Origin of the sequence: Segetibacter aerophilus (genome assembly GCF_007991655.1) — a bacterium.
Taxonomy (GTDB): Bacteria; Bacteroidota; Bacteroidia; order Chitinophagales; family Chitinophagaceae; genus Segetibacter; species Segetibacter aerophilus.
In genome coordinates, this window is record NZ_BJYT01000010.1 from 66,731 (window position 1) to 83,113 (window position 16,383).

At 41.4% G+C, this 16,383-nt stretch carries 8 protein-coding genes; 5 read left to right on the forward strand and 3 right to left on the reverse strand.

Going from position 1 to position 16,383, the window contains the following annotated elements; all coding sequences use genetic code 11:
* Positions 1-26: 26 nt before the first annotated feature.
* A complete protein-coding gene (locus SAE01_RS14055; RefSeq protein ID WP_147204416.1) occupies positions 27-821 on the forward strand; it encodes a TIGR00266 family protein in 795 nt (264 codons plus the stop codon).
* 122 nt (positions 822-943) lie between these two features.
* Here the strand turns inward: SAE01_RS14055 and SAE01_RS14060 are convergent, their stop codons facing one another.
* Positions 944-1,840: a hydroxypyruvate isomerase family protein gene (locus SAE01_RS14060; RefSeq protein ID WP_147204417.1), complete on the reverse strand. Its 897-nt coding sequence runs from the start codon at positions 1,838-1,840 to the stop codon at positions 944-946.
* Between the two features lie 284 nt (positions 1,841-2,124).
* Between SAE01_RS14060 and SAE01_RS14065 the strand changes: the two genes are divergently transcribed.
* From SAE01_RS14065 to SAE01_RS14080, 4 genes are all read left to right on the forward strand, one after another.
* Complete coding sequence (locus SAE01_RS14065) at positions 2,125-5,277, forward strand: PVC-type heme-binding CxxCH protein (RefSeq protein ID WP_218029160.1); 3,153 nt, start codon at positions 2,125-2,127, stop codon at positions 5,275-5,277.
* A gap of 242 nt (positions 5,278-5,519) precedes the next feature.
* Positions 5,520-9,053 carry a ThuA domain-containing protein gene (locus tag SAE01_RS14070; protein WP_147204418.1) on the forward strand — a complete coding sequence of 1,178 codons (3,534 nt, stop codon included), beginning with the start codon at positions 5,520-5,522 and terminating at the stop codon, positions 9,051-9,053.
* A 339-nt stretch (positions 9,054-9,392) separates the two neighbouring features.
* Complete coding sequence (locus SAE01_RS14075; RefSeq protein ID WP_147204419.1) at positions 9,393-10,691, forward strand: sugar MFS transporter; 1,299 nt, start codon at positions 9,393-9,395, stop codon at positions 10,689-10,691.
* 61 nt (positions 10,692-10,752) lie between these two features.
* Complete coding sequence (locus tag SAE01_RS14080) at positions 10,753-11,532, forward strand: hypothetical protein (protein WP_147204420.1); 780 nt, start codon at positions 10,753-10,755, stop codon at positions 11,530-11,532.
* A 94-nt stretch (positions 11,533-11,626) separates the two neighbouring features.
* Here SAE01_RS14080 and SAE01_RS14085 read toward each other — a convergent pair whose 3' ends face one another.
* The gene (locus SAE01_RS14085) at positions 11,627-11,818 is read right to left on the reverse strand and encodes a hypothetical protein (protein ID WP_147204421.1); all 192 of its coding nucleotides are present in this window, start codon (positions 11,816-11,818) and stop codon (positions 11,627-11,629) included.
* 161 nt (positions 11,819-11,979) lie between these two features.
* Positions 11,980-16,278: a DNA-directed RNA polymerase subunit beta' gene (rpoC, locus tag SAE01_RS14090; protein WP_147204422.1), complete on the reverse strand. Its 4,299-nt coding sequence runs from the start codon at positions 16,276-16,278 to the stop codon at positions 11,980-11,982.
* Between the last annotated feature and the right edge of the window lie 105 nt (positions 16,279-16,383).

Here is a 16,383-nt window from a genome sequence, read left to right on the forward strand (position 1 = left end):
TATATTTACGCTCCAAATTCTAAACTATGCGCAATGATCAGATAGACTATAAAATATTGGGAGAGGAAATGCAATACGTTCAAATAGAGCTCGATCCTAACGAGACTGCTATTGCAGAAAGCGGCAGTTTTATGATGATGGATGATGGCATTCAAATGCAAACCATCTTCGGAGATGGTAGCCAAAACCAAAACAGCGGAGGGTTATTAGGCAAACTTTTAGGCGCAGGCAAAAGGCTGCTTATTGGTGAAAGCCTTTTTATGACTGCCTTTACAAACACCGGTTACGGAAAGAAGAGAGTAAGCTTTGCTTCACCTTATCCCGGCAAAATTATTCCGCTTGATCTGTTGAAGCTAGGGGGTAAAGTAATTGCTCAAAAAGATGCTTTTCTGTGTGCAGCCAAGGGAGTAAGTATTGGTATAGATTTTCAGAAACGGCTCGGCACCGGCATCTTCGGGGGCGAAGGATTTATTATGGAAAAACTCGAAGGTGATGGAATGGCATTCATGCACGCGGGAGGACATGTTTTCGAACGCGTATTAGAAGCCAATGAATTAATAAAAATTGATACAGGCTGTCTCGTAGCATTAACGCAAACTGTTAACTATGATATCCAGTTTATCGGCGGTATCAAGAACTCAATCTTTGGAGGTGAAGGTTTATTCTTTGCTACTTTAAGGGGACCCGGTAAAGTATGGATACAAACGTTACCGGTAAGCAGGTTGGCGAGTCGTATACTATCCTACGGCAGATCAAACAGAAAAGAAGAAGGAAGCATTTTAGGCGGGCTTGGCAATATGCTGGATGGCGATGGATACTAGTGGTTTAGTATCAATGAAATTTGTTGCTTTAACTTAAATAGCATAAAATAATAAGGGCAAATGAAATTTCATCTGCCCTTATTATTTATCGTAGAATCTAATGTTGATCTATTCCTGCTTCACTAGATATCACAAATCTTCACGCTTTGTCTCAAAGAGTCAAGCGCATCAGGTCGCTTAGGTACGAACTCTTGCGCAATGTGTCCTTTATAGCCGGTATCAAGAATTGCCTTCACAATTGCAGGATAATATAACTCTTGTGTTTCATCAATCTCTGCGCGGCCTGGAACTCCACCCGTATGATAATGCGAGATATATGGATGGTATTGTTTGATAGTGGCAATAACGTCCCCTTCCATTATCTGCATATGGTAGATGTCGTACAATAATTTAAACCTATCTGACCCAATCATTTTCGCAAGCTCTACTCCCCATTTTGTATGATCGGCCTGGTAGTCTTTATGGTTCACTTTACTGTTCAATAATTCCATTGTAACAGTCACCTTGTACTTCTCTGCAGTCTTCATCAAACGCTTTAAACCTTTGGCGCAATTCTCCAATCCTTGCTCATCACTTAGCCCCTTTCTGTTGCCTGAAAAAGTGATAATCTTATCCAATCCCGCTGCTGCTGCTTTCGGAATAACATCTTCAAAACTTGCCAGCAGCTCATCATGTAAAGCGGGGTTATTCCATCCATTCTCAATTCCCTTTCCCGCTCCCCATGGCATTGCGCAGGTTAGACCATATTTCTTTATTGTTGGCCACTCTTCCGGACCTTGTAATTCGATTGAAGACAATCCCATATCCTTCGCCGCTTTACACAAATCATCCAATGAAACTTTTGGATAACACCATTTGCAAACAGAATGATTCACGTTGCCTTTCAACTTAAGATCTGTCCATTCTTCTTTGATAAGTTCTGCCTTAGCAGCAGAGGGAAGTACCATAGCCGCAGAGAAAAATGCAGCACTACCTGTGAGGTTTTTAAGAGCGGTACGACGAGAGAGTTGCTTTTTCATATTGTTGTTTAAGCTTAATCGTTAAAGTAGACTTCATTAACGATATAAATGTAAGTGTTACAATTAAAAACGGAAGCAGATATTTTTAAGCTTTTCTGGTGTGTTGACTTGTGCTTTTAAAGACTTAAACAAAAACTGGTATAATAAAAACCTTTCATTAGAACTATAATTACTATCGCGATAGTAAATACCTTTATGACAGTTAACGACAGTTAAAAGTATTTGTCTATCTCACCATCTTCAAGTATAATTGTTATATCTACGACTTCATAAAGCCATTTGAAATGATGAAAAAAAATCTTCCCGGTTTTCAAGTTAATGCCTCTTATTTATTGAAAGCTTTCTTATTCGCCAGCATTCTAAATGGGGCCGGTTGTACAAACTCAAAGAACTCCGCAAAGACAACGGCTCAGACCGAAACAAAGACTGAAGAGGTTAAGGTTGTCGAAACAAAACCCGCAGCCCCCGTAGAAACTAAACCCCGCGAGTTGACAGAACAGGAGAAGCATGATGCGGAAAATGCATTGCAAGGACTTGTTGCTTTCAATGGGCTTGAAGTACATACGATGGCTACGGAACCAATGCTAAAAAACCCGACGAATATCGATGTCGATGATCGTGGAAGAGTATGGGTAACAGAGGCCTATAACTATCGCCCCGATATTAATGGCAACCCGACCAATCCAAAGGGCGACAGGATAATGATACTGGAGGATAACAATGGAGATGGCAAGGCTGATACAGCAAAAGTATTTTACCAGGGGCCTGAAATAAATGCGCCCTTGGGAGTATGTGTATTAGGGAACAGGGTTTTGATTTCTCAAAGTCCGTACATCTGGGCTTTTTACGACGATAATGGGGACGACAAAGCTGATAGAAAAGAAGTGCTGTTTCAAGGCATCGGTGGAGAACAACACGATCATGGCGCCCACACATTTACTTTCGGACCGGATGGAAAATTATACTTCAACCTTGGTAACGAGGGAAGAACTTTAAAAGATAAAGATGGTAAAATTGTTCTTGACCAGGACGGTGTTGAGATCAGCGCGAAAAACTATAAAGAAGGGATGGTACTCAGATGTGATCCCGATGGATCACATGTAGAAGTACTCGGGCAAAATTTCAGAAATCCATATGAGGTAGCAGTAGACAGTTATGGCACTTTATGGCAAAGTGATAACGACGATGATGGCAACCGAGGCGTTCGTATTAACTATGTAATGGAGTATGGCAATTATGGCTACAAAGATGAAATGACCGGTGCAGGATGGCAGGAAAATCGGACCAACATAGAAGACTCAATTCCCTATCGACACTGGCACCTTAACGATCCCGGTGTTGTACCAAACCTCTTACAAACTTACGCTGGCTCGCCGACGGGTATGGTGCTTTATGAAGGCTCTTTGTTACCCGAGCAATTTCAGAACCAAATGATCCATACTGATGCCGGACCAAATGTAGTACGCTCCTACCCTGTCAAGAAGAAGGGAGCAGGTTACTCAGCAGAAATGGTGAACATTCTAAAAGGAGATAAAGATCGTTGGTTCCGCCCGGCCGACATTTCTGTTGCGCCTGATGGTTCTCTCATAATTGCTGACTGGTACGACCCGGGAGTTGGAGGTCACCAGGCAGGCGATCAAACCAAGGGAAGAATATATCGTATTGCTCCTCCCAATTCTAATTATACAATCAACAAAGAAGATTATTCTACTCCTGCGGGAGCAATTCATGCGCTTCAAAATCCAAATTTGTCTACCCGTTATAAAGCATGGACAGCTTTACAATCAATGGGCGAAAAGGCGGTGCCTGAACTAGAAAAATTATGGAGTGCAGGTGCTAATCCTAAAATGAAGGCCCGGGCATTTTGGGCCCTGGTAAAAAGACCTGGTGCAAACGCACAACAATATATTCAGCAAGCCTTAAAATCAGATATCCCTGAATTAAGAATTGTTGGCCTAAGGGCTGCAAGAGAATTGAACGCTGATGTTGCAGGCGTTGTACGACAGTTGGTTAATGATCCTGATGTTCACGTAAGACGGGAATGTCTTATTGCACTCCACCATAACAAATCGCCGGAAGCAGCTGAACTATGGGCTACCCTTGCAAGTCAGCACGACGGAGACAGGTGGTATCTCGAAGCTGTGGGAGTTGGTGCGGACAAGCAGTGGGATCAGTTCTTCCCTGCCTATGTGGCAAAAGTGAAAGATCCTATTCAAAATGCAGCAACCCAGGATATCGTTTGGCGGGCACGAACAGATGCAGCAATCCCATACATCGCTAAGTTGGCTTCTCAGCAGGATGTACCCGTGAATAACAGGCTGCGTTATTTCAGGGCATTTGATTTCAACAAAGGGCCGTTGAAGTCGAAGTTGCTTCTTGCTATGATTAAAAATAACACCACAAACGACCTTACCCTAAACAAACTTGCGCTGCGTCATCTTGATGTAACCTCTGTTAAGAATTCTCCACTTGCGAAAAATGCTCTGACGCAACTTTTAAAATCTTTAGCTGGAACTCCGGAATATATTGAACTCGTAAGAAAGTATGAGTTGACTGATCAAAATAAAACATTGCTTGAACTCGCAATTTCTAATTACCGTCAGCCAATGGGCAGAGATGCTGCCGGATTATTATTGAAGGCTGGAGGAAGTCCACTGGCATGGCAAGCTATCACGGGTAAGGATACAACGAGGTCAACCGCATTCTTAACATCACTAAGCCGGGTAGGCAGTAAAGAGTCATTGGATATGCTGCAAAGCATTGTAGTCTCTCCAAAATACCCAATGCAGCTTCGTGAACAAGCGGCAAGAAGAATTGGAAGAAGTGGAGGCGGCGAAGACCTTGTACTAACCTTACTTCGAAACAAAAAAATACCAGAGCAACTAATCCCCGGTGCAGTATCGAGCGTGCAGGGAGCTTGGAGAAAAGCTGTAAGAACCGAGGCGGCGTCATACCTCGCTAATGCAGAGACTAAGACAGAAAAGAAGGTTCCGACAATTGAAGATTTGGGTTCTTTAAAGGCGAACGTTGCAGGAGGTAAAGGCATCTTTACAAACACTTGTTCTGTTTGTCACCAGGTCGGTAGCGAAGGATTTGACTTTGGGCCAAAACTGACTGAAATAGGTGCAAAGTACCCAAGAGAAGGTTTGCTTGAAGCGATCGTTCATCCTTCTAAAGGAATCAGTTTTGGCTATGAAGGGTGGGAAATAAAGCTAAAAGACGGATCAACACTTACGGGAATAATTTCGAGCAAAACTGAAACAGACATAGACTTAAAATTACCGGGCGGTGCTAAGCAACATATCAAGACAAGAGATGTAAAATCAATGAGAGAATTAAAAGATTCAATGATGCCCGAAGGCTTGCATGAAAGCATGTCGAAACAAGAATTAGTGAACTTGCTAGGTTACCTTGAAAATCTGAAGAAGAAAATTTAAGCCGGCTGCACTTGACAGAGGTTTCATCATTTAGTTGATATTTTTTCAAATAGTACAAGAGTGCGACGCAACCATGTTTAATAGCGAACAGCTGTTTGAAACAAAAAAATCAACTTCCTTGAGTAGGTGCCTCGCCTGTATTTATTTCAAAATTTGCTGTTTTCCATTATTCATTTAAAAATGATGTAAAGCTGCAAACGGCTTAAGCCAATTTTATTATCATAATAGAAAGTATACAACCCATGTTATCCCAAAAAAAGCTACTGTTTGCGCTAGCCGCGGCCCTTTGTTCGTTCAGTGTATTTTATGCCTGTAAAACTTCAAAGACAAATTCTGCAGCTACCGAAGCTAAACCCCGCGTCCTGGTATTTACAAGAACAAAAGGTTATTTCCATGAGTCCATTCCGACCGGCGCAGCCGCCATTGTGCAGCTCGGAAAACAAAACAACTTCGTAGCTGACACAACCTCTGACCCCGGCTATTTTATTGAGGACAGTCTTAAACATTACAGTACGGTTGTTTTTTTAAGTACTACAGGTAACGTCTTAAATGCAGATCAGCAGGTTAGGTTTGAACGGTACATACAAGCAGGCGGAGGATTTGTTGGCGTTCATGCCGCAGCCGATACTGAGTATGATTGGCCATGGTACAACAAACTTGTAGGTGCTTATTTTTTAAGTCATCCAAGACAGCAAAAAGCAACTATTAGTATACTTGATAAAACGCACTCATCTACATCCATGCTTCCTGAAAAATGGGACCGCTTTGATGAATGGTATAATTACCGCAACGTGCAGCCAGACCTAAAAGTGTTGGCTAATTTGGAAGAAACAAGTTATGAAGGCGGAGTGATGGGTGACACTCATCCTTTCGTTTGGTACCACGATTTCGACGGAGGTAGGGCTTTTTATACGGGGGCAGGTCATACCAAGGAAAGCTATAGCGATTCGTTGTATCTCAGTCATCTGGCGGGAGGTATCAAATATGCGATAGGCACAAGCAAGGCGTTGGATTATTCGAAATCTTACGCAGTGAAAGCACCGGAAGAAAATCGCTTTACAAAAACCGTTTTGTCTGATGATTTAAATGAACCTATGGAACTTGCCGTGGCTCCTGATGGACGGGTGTTTTTTACAGAAAGAAGTGGAAAGTTTTATATGTACGATCCGGTTGCTAAAAAGACAAAACTTGTTCGCGACTTTCCGGTAAAGGCAGTTGAGAAATACCTTAATGGCCTAATTGGCGTCACGCTCGATCCAGACTTTAAACAGAACAATTTTATCTATTTCTTCAATACTTCTAATACCGGGGAACAGTACCACCAAAACATTTCACGCTTTGTCATTTCTCAGGATGGAACGCTTGATACTACCACAGAAAAGGTAATTATCAAAATACCGATTGATCTGGAAGTGAGCGCCCACACAGGAGGATCATTGGCATGGGATAAAGACAAAAACCTCTTTATTTCTACTGGTGACAATACGGTTCCTTTTCAATCAGACGGCTATGCTCCGCTTGATGAAAGAAAAGACAGGCACACATTCGATGCTCAACGTTCTGCCGGCAATCCAAATGATTTGCGTGGAAAAATTTTGCGTATACATCCTCAGCCAGATGGTTCTTACACTGTTCCCGAAGGCAACCTGTTTCCAAAAGGTACGCCGGGTACACGTCCTGAAATTTATGTAATGGGTTGCAGGAACCCGTACAGAATATCTGTTGACCAGGCTACTTCTTATTTGTACTGGGGCGAAGTTGGTCCGGATGCAGGACAAGATAGTCGTCATGGTCCCCGCGGTTACGATGAATTTAACCAGGCACGCAAGCCGGGCAATTTTGGCTGGCCATATTTTGTGGGCAACACTATCGCCTACAACGACTCTGATTTTGCTACGAAAGCTATCGGTCCTTTATTTGATAAAAATGGTCCGACCAATAATTCACCAAATAATACAGGAGCTAAATTACTCCCCCCTCCTACCAATCCCCTGATCTGGTACCCTTATGCATTGTCAACCGAATTTCCTGCTTTAGGTGTAGGTGGCCGATGTGCCATGGGCGGACCTATTTATAATTTCAATCCTAATTTAAATTCTCCCACAAAGCTTCCTGTCTATTATGACAAAGCTTTCTTCATATACGACTGGATGCGCAATTGGGTGTTTGCAGTACGGATGGATGAAAATTACAACTACAAACGCATGGAAGCTTTTATGCCTGGTAATGGAGATTTTCGCCGCCCTGTAGATATGGAGATCGGTCCCGATGGTTCTATTTATATGTTGGAGTATGGCTCTGTTTATGGAATAGATAACGTGGATGCCCGGCTAGTTAGAATAGATTACAATGGAGGAAATCGTGCACCTGTTGCCAAGGTTACTACAAGAGATACAATTGGTTTGGCTCCTTTCAAAGTAGCTTTTAGCAGTAGAAATACGATGGATTATGATGAGGAAGACAGGCTGTCTTATCAATGGACAGTGAACGGGCAACCCATTTCAACTGAGCCAAACCCTACCTATACATTTGCCACCAATGGCATTTATAAAGCAGTTTTAAAAGTTACTGATGCTGCGGGATTAGCCAGCAACGATACAGTTGAAATAAAAGTTGGAAATACTCTACCGTTGGTGGCTATACAGACAACTGACAACAGCAGTTTCTACTTTCCAAAGAGTACGGGATTAAATTATGTTGTCGACATTAAGGATAAGGAAGATCCGGCAATTGATAAAGGAAACGTAAAGGTGTCAATGAAATACATCCCGAAAGTTGCAGGTACGCAAACGTTAGTAGGCCACCAGGAAATCAATGAAAACTACAATTACGGTAAGAACTTAATCAACAACAGCGATTGTAAAGCTTGCCACCAGGTAAACGCTAAATCTGTCGGACCATCTTTTATGGAAGTATCCAAAAAGTATATCAATGATAAAAATGCAATTGGTTACCTGGCGAATAAAGTAATCACAGGTGGTGGTGGAGTATGGGGCGAACATGCTATGAGCGCCCACCCACAGTTTTCGAAAGAAGATGCAACTGAAATTGTCAAATACGTTGTTTCAATCAGCAATTTAAGAGAAGAAAAACCGCTTGCTCAAACAGGCGAAGTCATTTTGAATGAACATCCTGGCAGCACAGACGAAGGCCGCTACATTTTAACTGCTTCATACACCGATAAAGGAGGAGCGATCGTTCCACTTACCGGTAAGGATGTGTTAGTGTTAAGACCATCAAAAGTGCAGGCAGAAAGTGCAGACGTTACCTACAATTTGAGAAAGACAGACAGAAATTTAAGTGGCATTAATAGCGGTTCTTACTTTGTACTAAAAAACATCGATTTAAAAGATATCAGTAATATTACTTACAGGCTTGCATCGTACGATAAAGATGGATCGATTGAAGTACATGCTAACAACCTTAAAGGTGAACTCGTAAGTAAATTGAATTATCAACCTACGGGTGCGTGGAATAAGATGGTTGAGTTAAGTGCACCAGTGACGAACCAGCTACCAGGCAAACATGACCTTTATTTTGTGTTTATAAAAACCGGAACCCCTAATAAAAATATCGCTGCAGTAGACTGGATAAATTTCGAGGGAGGGAGAGAAGCCATTGCAAAACCAGCGATGGCGGTAGAGGAAAAGGTTAAGTTCGCCCCGCCAATACGCAAGAAAGTAGTACCGAAGTCGGCGTCTCCAAAAACTCCGGTAAGAAAACTACCGGGAGAGAACTTAAAAAAATCGTCGGCATCCGTTCAAAATAAAATATAAAAGACATCAATTAGGGTAGTTAATCGCCATCAGGAGTACTACTACCAAAGTCTATTGCATCGCACCGTTGTACTGTAGTAGCTTTTTAAAATTTTTTTAAAAGTTGTAGCTTTTATTAAACAGCAGGTAAAGTATTAAGGAAGTTGTTCTTAGTCTTTACCTGTTGTCGTTTTAATTACAAAAGGTTTTAGCGTTTTGGTAAAAAGCATTAAAAAACCTTGTTTCCTTGAATGTTATTCGGCAACAGCCAACCGTTTTAGTCTTAGTTTTTTAGTATCTTTTGCCACATCAAAAAACCACCTTAAAAACGTAGCTTTTATCCTTAAATAAACCAAAACAATGAGCAACAACACTTCGAAGAATAACTATGGACCAATGATCATTATCGGGTCATTGTTTTTTGTGTTCGGTTTTGTAACCTGGGTCAACTCAATATTAATCCCGTATTTTAAACTAACATGCGAACTAACTGTTCGGGAGTCGATGCTTGTTGCCTTTGCTTTTTATATCAGCTATTTTGTAATGGCTTTTCCTTCATCTTTTATTCTGAAGAAAACAGGGTATAAAAACGGAATGATGCTCGGCCTTTTTGTAATGGCAGCCGGTGCACTTGTTTTTATTCCGGCGGCTAACTCACGACAGTATATAATTTTTCTCGTTGGGTTATTTATAGAAGCAACAGGCTTAACACTGTTGCAAACTGCGTCTAATCCTTATGTCACTATTCTTGGTCCTATCGAAAGTGCAGCGTCTCGAATTAGTATTATGGGCGTTTGCAACAAACTGGCAGGCGCCATTGCCCCTCTCTTGTTGGTAGGTGCCATTGTAAAAAATCCAAACGAGATCGACGAGATAAAGGCGCAATTAGTTAACATGTCTGCTTCGCAACAAGATGTGGTATTGAACGGCCTCTCGGCTCGTCTTATTACTCCATACATAATTATGGCCGTTGTGTTAGTTGCCCTCGGGTTATTAATAAAGTTTACCAGCCTACCTGATATTCACGATGAAAACACTGAGCCCGGTCAGCCTGCTAAAGCGAGCCTTCAAGAGAAAAGCTTTTTTCAACATCATCACATGATTTTTGGTGCCATTGCTATTTTCTGTGCGGTTAGTGTCGAAGTGTTGGCAGTGGACACCATTATTAATTATGCCCAGTATACAGGTCTTTCGTTTCGTGAAGCCAAGTACTTTGCTACGTACACTTTGCTTATTATGATCATCAGCTATATTATTGGCATTTTCACTATTCCTAAGATAATCAGTCAAAGAAAGGCCTTGATTGCATCGGCCGGCATTGGCGTTGTTTTCACCATTTTGGCGGTGATAGTTAAAGGACCGGCATCGGTGTGGTTTATCTCATTACTTGGCTTAGGCAATGCCCTTCTATGGCCTGCTATTTGGCCTTTATCTTTAAATGGACTAGGCCGATCAACCAGCAAAGGATCAGCGCTACTAATTATGGGAGTTGTAGGTGGAGCGTTAGGACCGGTCATCTATGGCGCTGTAAGCGACTCGAGTAACCCGCAAGTAGCTTATTGGGTTCTTATTCCTTTTTATTTGTTTATTCTTTATTTCGCTACTTCCGGATACAAAGCGGGAAAACAAGCAACCCCAGAATTGCAGGTTGCTGCTTAGCGAAGGCAAGGTTGAGGATCTGTAATGAAGTTTTATTACCCGGTTTTTTAATTGTTTAGCTATGAAAAAAATCTATTGCTTTTTTACTCTCGTATGCTTTGGATTAATTGCGATAGGTCAGGAAAATTACGAGATACAGGTTTACGGTTCACAGACTCAACAAAAGAATAGTACGATCTTCGAGCTTCATTCTAACTATACTTTCAAGGGTGAAAAAGAGGTTATTAAAGGTGTGAGGCCGACTTATCACTCGCTGCATGAGACTGTGGAAATCACCCACGGGATTGGGAACAATTTTGAGTTAGGCGTATATCTTTTTACAAATTATACTGAAAAGTATGGCTACCAGGTGGTGGGTACACATCTGCGTCCGAGGCTAATGGCTCCTTCAAAATGGAATTGGCCAGTGGGAGTTAGCCTTTCGGCAGAGATCGGTTATCAACGACCTGAATACTCCGGAGAAACATGGAATATTGAGCTAAGACCAATAGTAGATAAGCAATGGAACAAACTCTACGTTTCTTTCAATCCCACTTTTGGAATTGCGATTAAGAGTGTAGATGACAGTGGCGTTCCGGTGTTTGAGCCAAACATAAAATCTATGTATGCGGTATCTAAGAAGATAGGTTTAGGACTTGAGTATTACGGATCGCTAGGTGCAGTGAATGCTTTTGAAACATTAGAAGGACAAAATCACGCAATATTTACTGTACTAGATCTTTTAAATAATAGGGATTGGGAGTTCAACGTAGGCGCGGGTTTTGGCCTCACCCCAGCTACTGATGGATTTATGGCAAAAATTATTTTAGGCAGAAGGATTTTCTGGAAAAAGAAAAGTTGAGCAAAATAGGTTTAAAGTATCAGGGGAAAAATACGGTACTAAGAACCAAAAATAAAAGCAAGGCCGAATAAAACGGGTTATTCAGCCTTTCACTTTAAATACTGTTTTCCTGTTTTTTAGTAGTGTTGTGAGCGGCTCCACCAGATTCATCTTTAGTATGCTTTCCGGTATCATGTTTACTAACGCTCTTAGCTCCCTTTTGGTGACTCTGTTGGCTTTCTCCCTTATTCTTGGTTGTAGTTCCATCATTTCCCTTGCTTCCTGAGTGATCTTTACTATTACTCATAATGTGTAGTTTAAAAATTAGAAGATAAAATTTTACAGGTTTTAAAAGGAAATGAGGTTAAAAGATTATGCCAAAAATTTACCATAAGAAGCTTAAGCATAAAAAAAGCAGGAAGCGCTCGCTTCCTGCTTTTTTTATGAGACACTAATAATTAGCACGCTCTATTCATCATCATCAAAATTCATTGCTTCACGCGCTGTAGCCAATAATTCATATTCTTCTTTGCTACCGACAATCATGTTATCAAACTCTCTCAAACCTGTACCTGCTGGTATCGGATGACCTGTGATTACGTTTTCTTTTAGTCCAAGCATATCATCAGTTTTACCCATAATAGCTGCAGAACTTAAGACTTTCGTAGTTTCCTGGAACGATGCAGCAGAGATCCAACTTTGAACACCTAATGATGCTTTTGTAATACCCAGCAACAATGGCGAAGATGTTGCAGATGAAGCATCCCTGAATTCGATCAGCTTCCTGTCACTTCTTCTAAGAATGGAATTTTCCTCCCTTACTTCTCTTAAGCTAACAATTTGTCCAGCCTTCAGTTTAGTACTTTCTCCGGAGTCAACTACAACCTTCTTATCAAAGATGTAATCGTTTTCTTCATTGAATTCGATACGATCTACAGTATCTCCTTCAAGGAACCTTGTATCTCCCGGATCCTGGATTTCAACTTTCTTCATCATCTGGCGCACGATAACCTCAATGTGTTTGTCGTTGATACGCACACCTTGCAAACGATACACTTCCTGAATTTCATTAACAACATACTCCTGAACTGCATAAGGTCCACGAATAGCCAGGATGTCTGCAGGAGCAGTTGAACCGTCTGATAACGGTGTTCCGGCTTTTACGAAGTCACCATCCTGAGCAAGGATCTGACGAGTAAGAGGTACTAGATACTTCTTAACAACACCATCTCTCGCTTCAACAATGATCTCACGGTTACCACGCTTAATATTACCAAAACTAACAACTCCATCAATTTCCGATACCACAGCTGGATTGCTTGGATTTCTTGCCTCGAATAACTCGGTTACTCTTGGAAGACCTCCCGTAATATCCCTCAACTTACCTAACACCCTTGGAATTTTCACAAGTACTTGTCCTTGCTTCACCTCTTCACCTTCATCAAGTACAATATGACTTCCTACAGGTAGGTTATACATTTTGGTGTCTTTCGCACCTTGTACAATTAACCCAGGTATCTTAGTCTTATCTTTTGTTTCTATTACCACTTTCTCACGGTGACCTGTTTGCTCATCCGCTTCTTCACGGTAAGTAACGCTATCAATAATGTTTTCAAATTTGATAGAACCAGCGATTTCAGAAACAACGACGTTGTTAAACGGATCCCATGAACAAATCGGCTGCCCTTTGGTTACAGTCTGACCATCTTTCACCAATAAGGTAGCTCCGTAAGGAACGTTACTGGTAATTAGCAAACGGTCATTCTTAACATCCATAATTCTCACTTCACCTGTACGACCGATAACCACTTTTACTTTATCACCTTCGTTGTTTACAGTATCCACAGTTCTCAAACCGTCAAACTGCACTGTACCATCAAACTTAGCGTTCAAAGTACTTTCAACAGAAGCAGATCCAGCCACACCACCCACGTGGAATGTACGAAGGGTCAACTGAGTTCCCGGTTCACCAATTGATTGTGCAGCAATGATACCAACAGCATCACCACGTTGAGCAGTGTAACCAGTTGCAAGGTTTTTACCATAGCAACGAACACATACACCACGCTTAGCCTCACAAGTTAAAACAGAACGAATTTCAACTGTTTCAATTCCAGCTTCTTCGATCGCTTTTGCAATGTCCTCATCTATTTGCTGACCAGCTTCTACAAGCAATTCGTCAGTAACAGGATTAAGAACGGTGTGCAATGAGGTACGACCTAATATTCTATCAAACAATGGTTCAACTACATCCTCGTTATCTTTTAACGCACTTGTAGCGGTTCCACGTAAAGTACCACAATCTTCAAGGGTAATAACAACGTCTTGCGCAACGTCAACCAAACGACGAGTCAAGTAACCAGCATCCGCTGTTTTCAATGCTGTATCGGCAAGACCTTTACGAGCACCGTGTGTAGAGATGAAGTAATCCAATACGTTCAATCCACCTTTAAAGTTGGAAAGAATTGGATTTTCAATGATCTCGTTTCCTGAGCTACCACTCTTACGAGGTTTAGCCATTAGCCCCCTGATACCAGCAAGCTGCTTTACCTGCTGCTTACTACCACGAGCACCTGAGTCAAGCATCATGTACACAGAGTTGAAACCTTTCTTATCACTAGCCATTTCACGAATCAATGTCTCTGTAATCCTTGTATCCACACGGCTCCAAATGTCAATAATACCGTTGTAACGTTCGTTATTGGTAATCAGACCCATGTTATAGTTATCCCATACTTCTTCTACTTCTGTCTTCGCATTGTCAAGCAGTTGATTTTTGATTTCTGGGATAATCAGGTCATTAATGTTGAAAGAAAGACCGCCTTTAAATGCCATACGGAAACCAAGGGTCTTAATGTCATCAAGGAACTTAGCCGTTTTAGGAACGTCGGTAATTTTGATGATATCTCCAATGATTTCACGAAGACTTTTCTTAGTTAATAACGCATTTACATAACCAACCTCTTTAGGTACAAACTGGTTAAATAAAACGCGCCCTGTTGTTGTCTCAATTAATTTTTGATATAATTCACCTTTGTTAGTTCTTACTAAAGTCTTCACTTTAATATGAGCATGCAAGTCAACTTTTTTCTCGTTGTAAGCGATGATTACTTCCTCCATTGAGTAGAAAGCCATACCCTCACCTTGTACTTTATCGTCGTCAGAACTTCTTCTACCCTTGGTAATGTAATACAGACCCAAGACCATATCCTGTGAAGGAAGGGTGATAGGCGTACCATTCTGCGGGTTCAAAATGTTGTGAGAAGAAAGCATCAATAATTGCGCTTCAAGGATAGCAGCATGGCTAAGTGGTACGTGTACCGCCATCTGGTCACCGTCAAAGTCAGCGTTAAATGAAGTGGTAACCAACGGGTGAAGTTGGATAGCCTTTCCTTCAATCAATTTAGGTTGGAAAGCCTGGATTGATAAACGGTGCAGTGTTGGGGCACGGTTTAGCATAATCGGATGGCCTTTCAATATGTTCTCAAGAATATCCCAAATAACTGCTTCTTTTTTATCAACTAATTTCTTAGCAGACTTTACAGTTTTTACGATACCTCTTTCAATCAGCTTACGAATAATAAATGGCTTGAAAAGCTCGGCAGCCATATCTTTTGGAAGACCGCACTCATGCATTTTCATTTCCGGACCTACGACGATAACCGAACGACCAGAATAGTCAACACGCTTACCAAGCAAGTTCTGACGGAAACGACCTTGCTTACCTTTCAATACATCAGAAAGAGACTTCAAAGCACGTCCACCTTCAGCTTTAACAGCGTTTGATTTTCTTGAGTTATCAAACAAGCTGTCAATCGCTTCCTGCAACATCCTCTTTTCGTTACGTAAAATTACCTCTGGTGCTTTGATCTCTAACAAACGCTTCAAACGGTTGTTACGAATAATCACACGACGATAAAGATCATTCAAGTCAGAAGACGCAAAACGACCACCATCCAAAGGAACCAACGGACGAAGTTCAGGAGGAATAACCGGGATATATTGCATTACCATCCACTCAGGGCGGTTAGTAATACGGGTATTTGCATCACGGAAACTTTCCACCACACTCAAACGCTTCAAAGCATCAGCTTTACGTTGTTGTGATGTTTCGTTTGCCGCAGCATTTCTCAGGTCAAATGATAATTGGTCCAAATCAATTCTTTGCAATAAATCATGAACTGCTTCCGCACCCATTTTTGCTACAAACTTATTGGGATCCTCATCAGGAAGATATTGGTTGTCTTTCGGTAAAGCATCCAAAATATCAAGGTATTCCTCTTCGGTAAGCAAGTCACCAAAGTTTTGACCCTTATCAGCACGAATACCAGATTGGATTACTACAAAACGTTCGTAATAAACAATGGTCTCCAATTTCTTGGAGCTCATTCCTAACAAATAACCAATCTTGTTAGGTAAAGATTTAAAGTACCAAATGTGAACGACAGGAACCACTAATTTGATGTGTCCCATTCTCTCACGACGTACTTTCTTTTCAGTCACCTCAACGCCACAACGGTCGCAAACAATACCCTTATAACGGATACGCTTGTACTTTCCGCAGGCACATTCATAATCCTTCACCGGACCAAAAATTCTTTCGCAAAACAAGCCATCTCTTTCAGGTTTGTAAGTACGATAGTTAATAGTCTCAGGCTTTAAAACCTCACCGAAGCTCTTCTCAAGGATGCTGTCGGGAGATGCCAAACCAATCGTAATCTTAGAAAACGTTGGCCTTGGACGGTTATCTCTCTTATTGATTGCCATATATCGAAATTCCGGTTTTTACTTTTTTGTTTACCAGCTTTGGTGATCGCCGCAACATCGTTGTGCCACTCACTTGTACTGTTTGTGCTTTTTATCAGCAGAAAT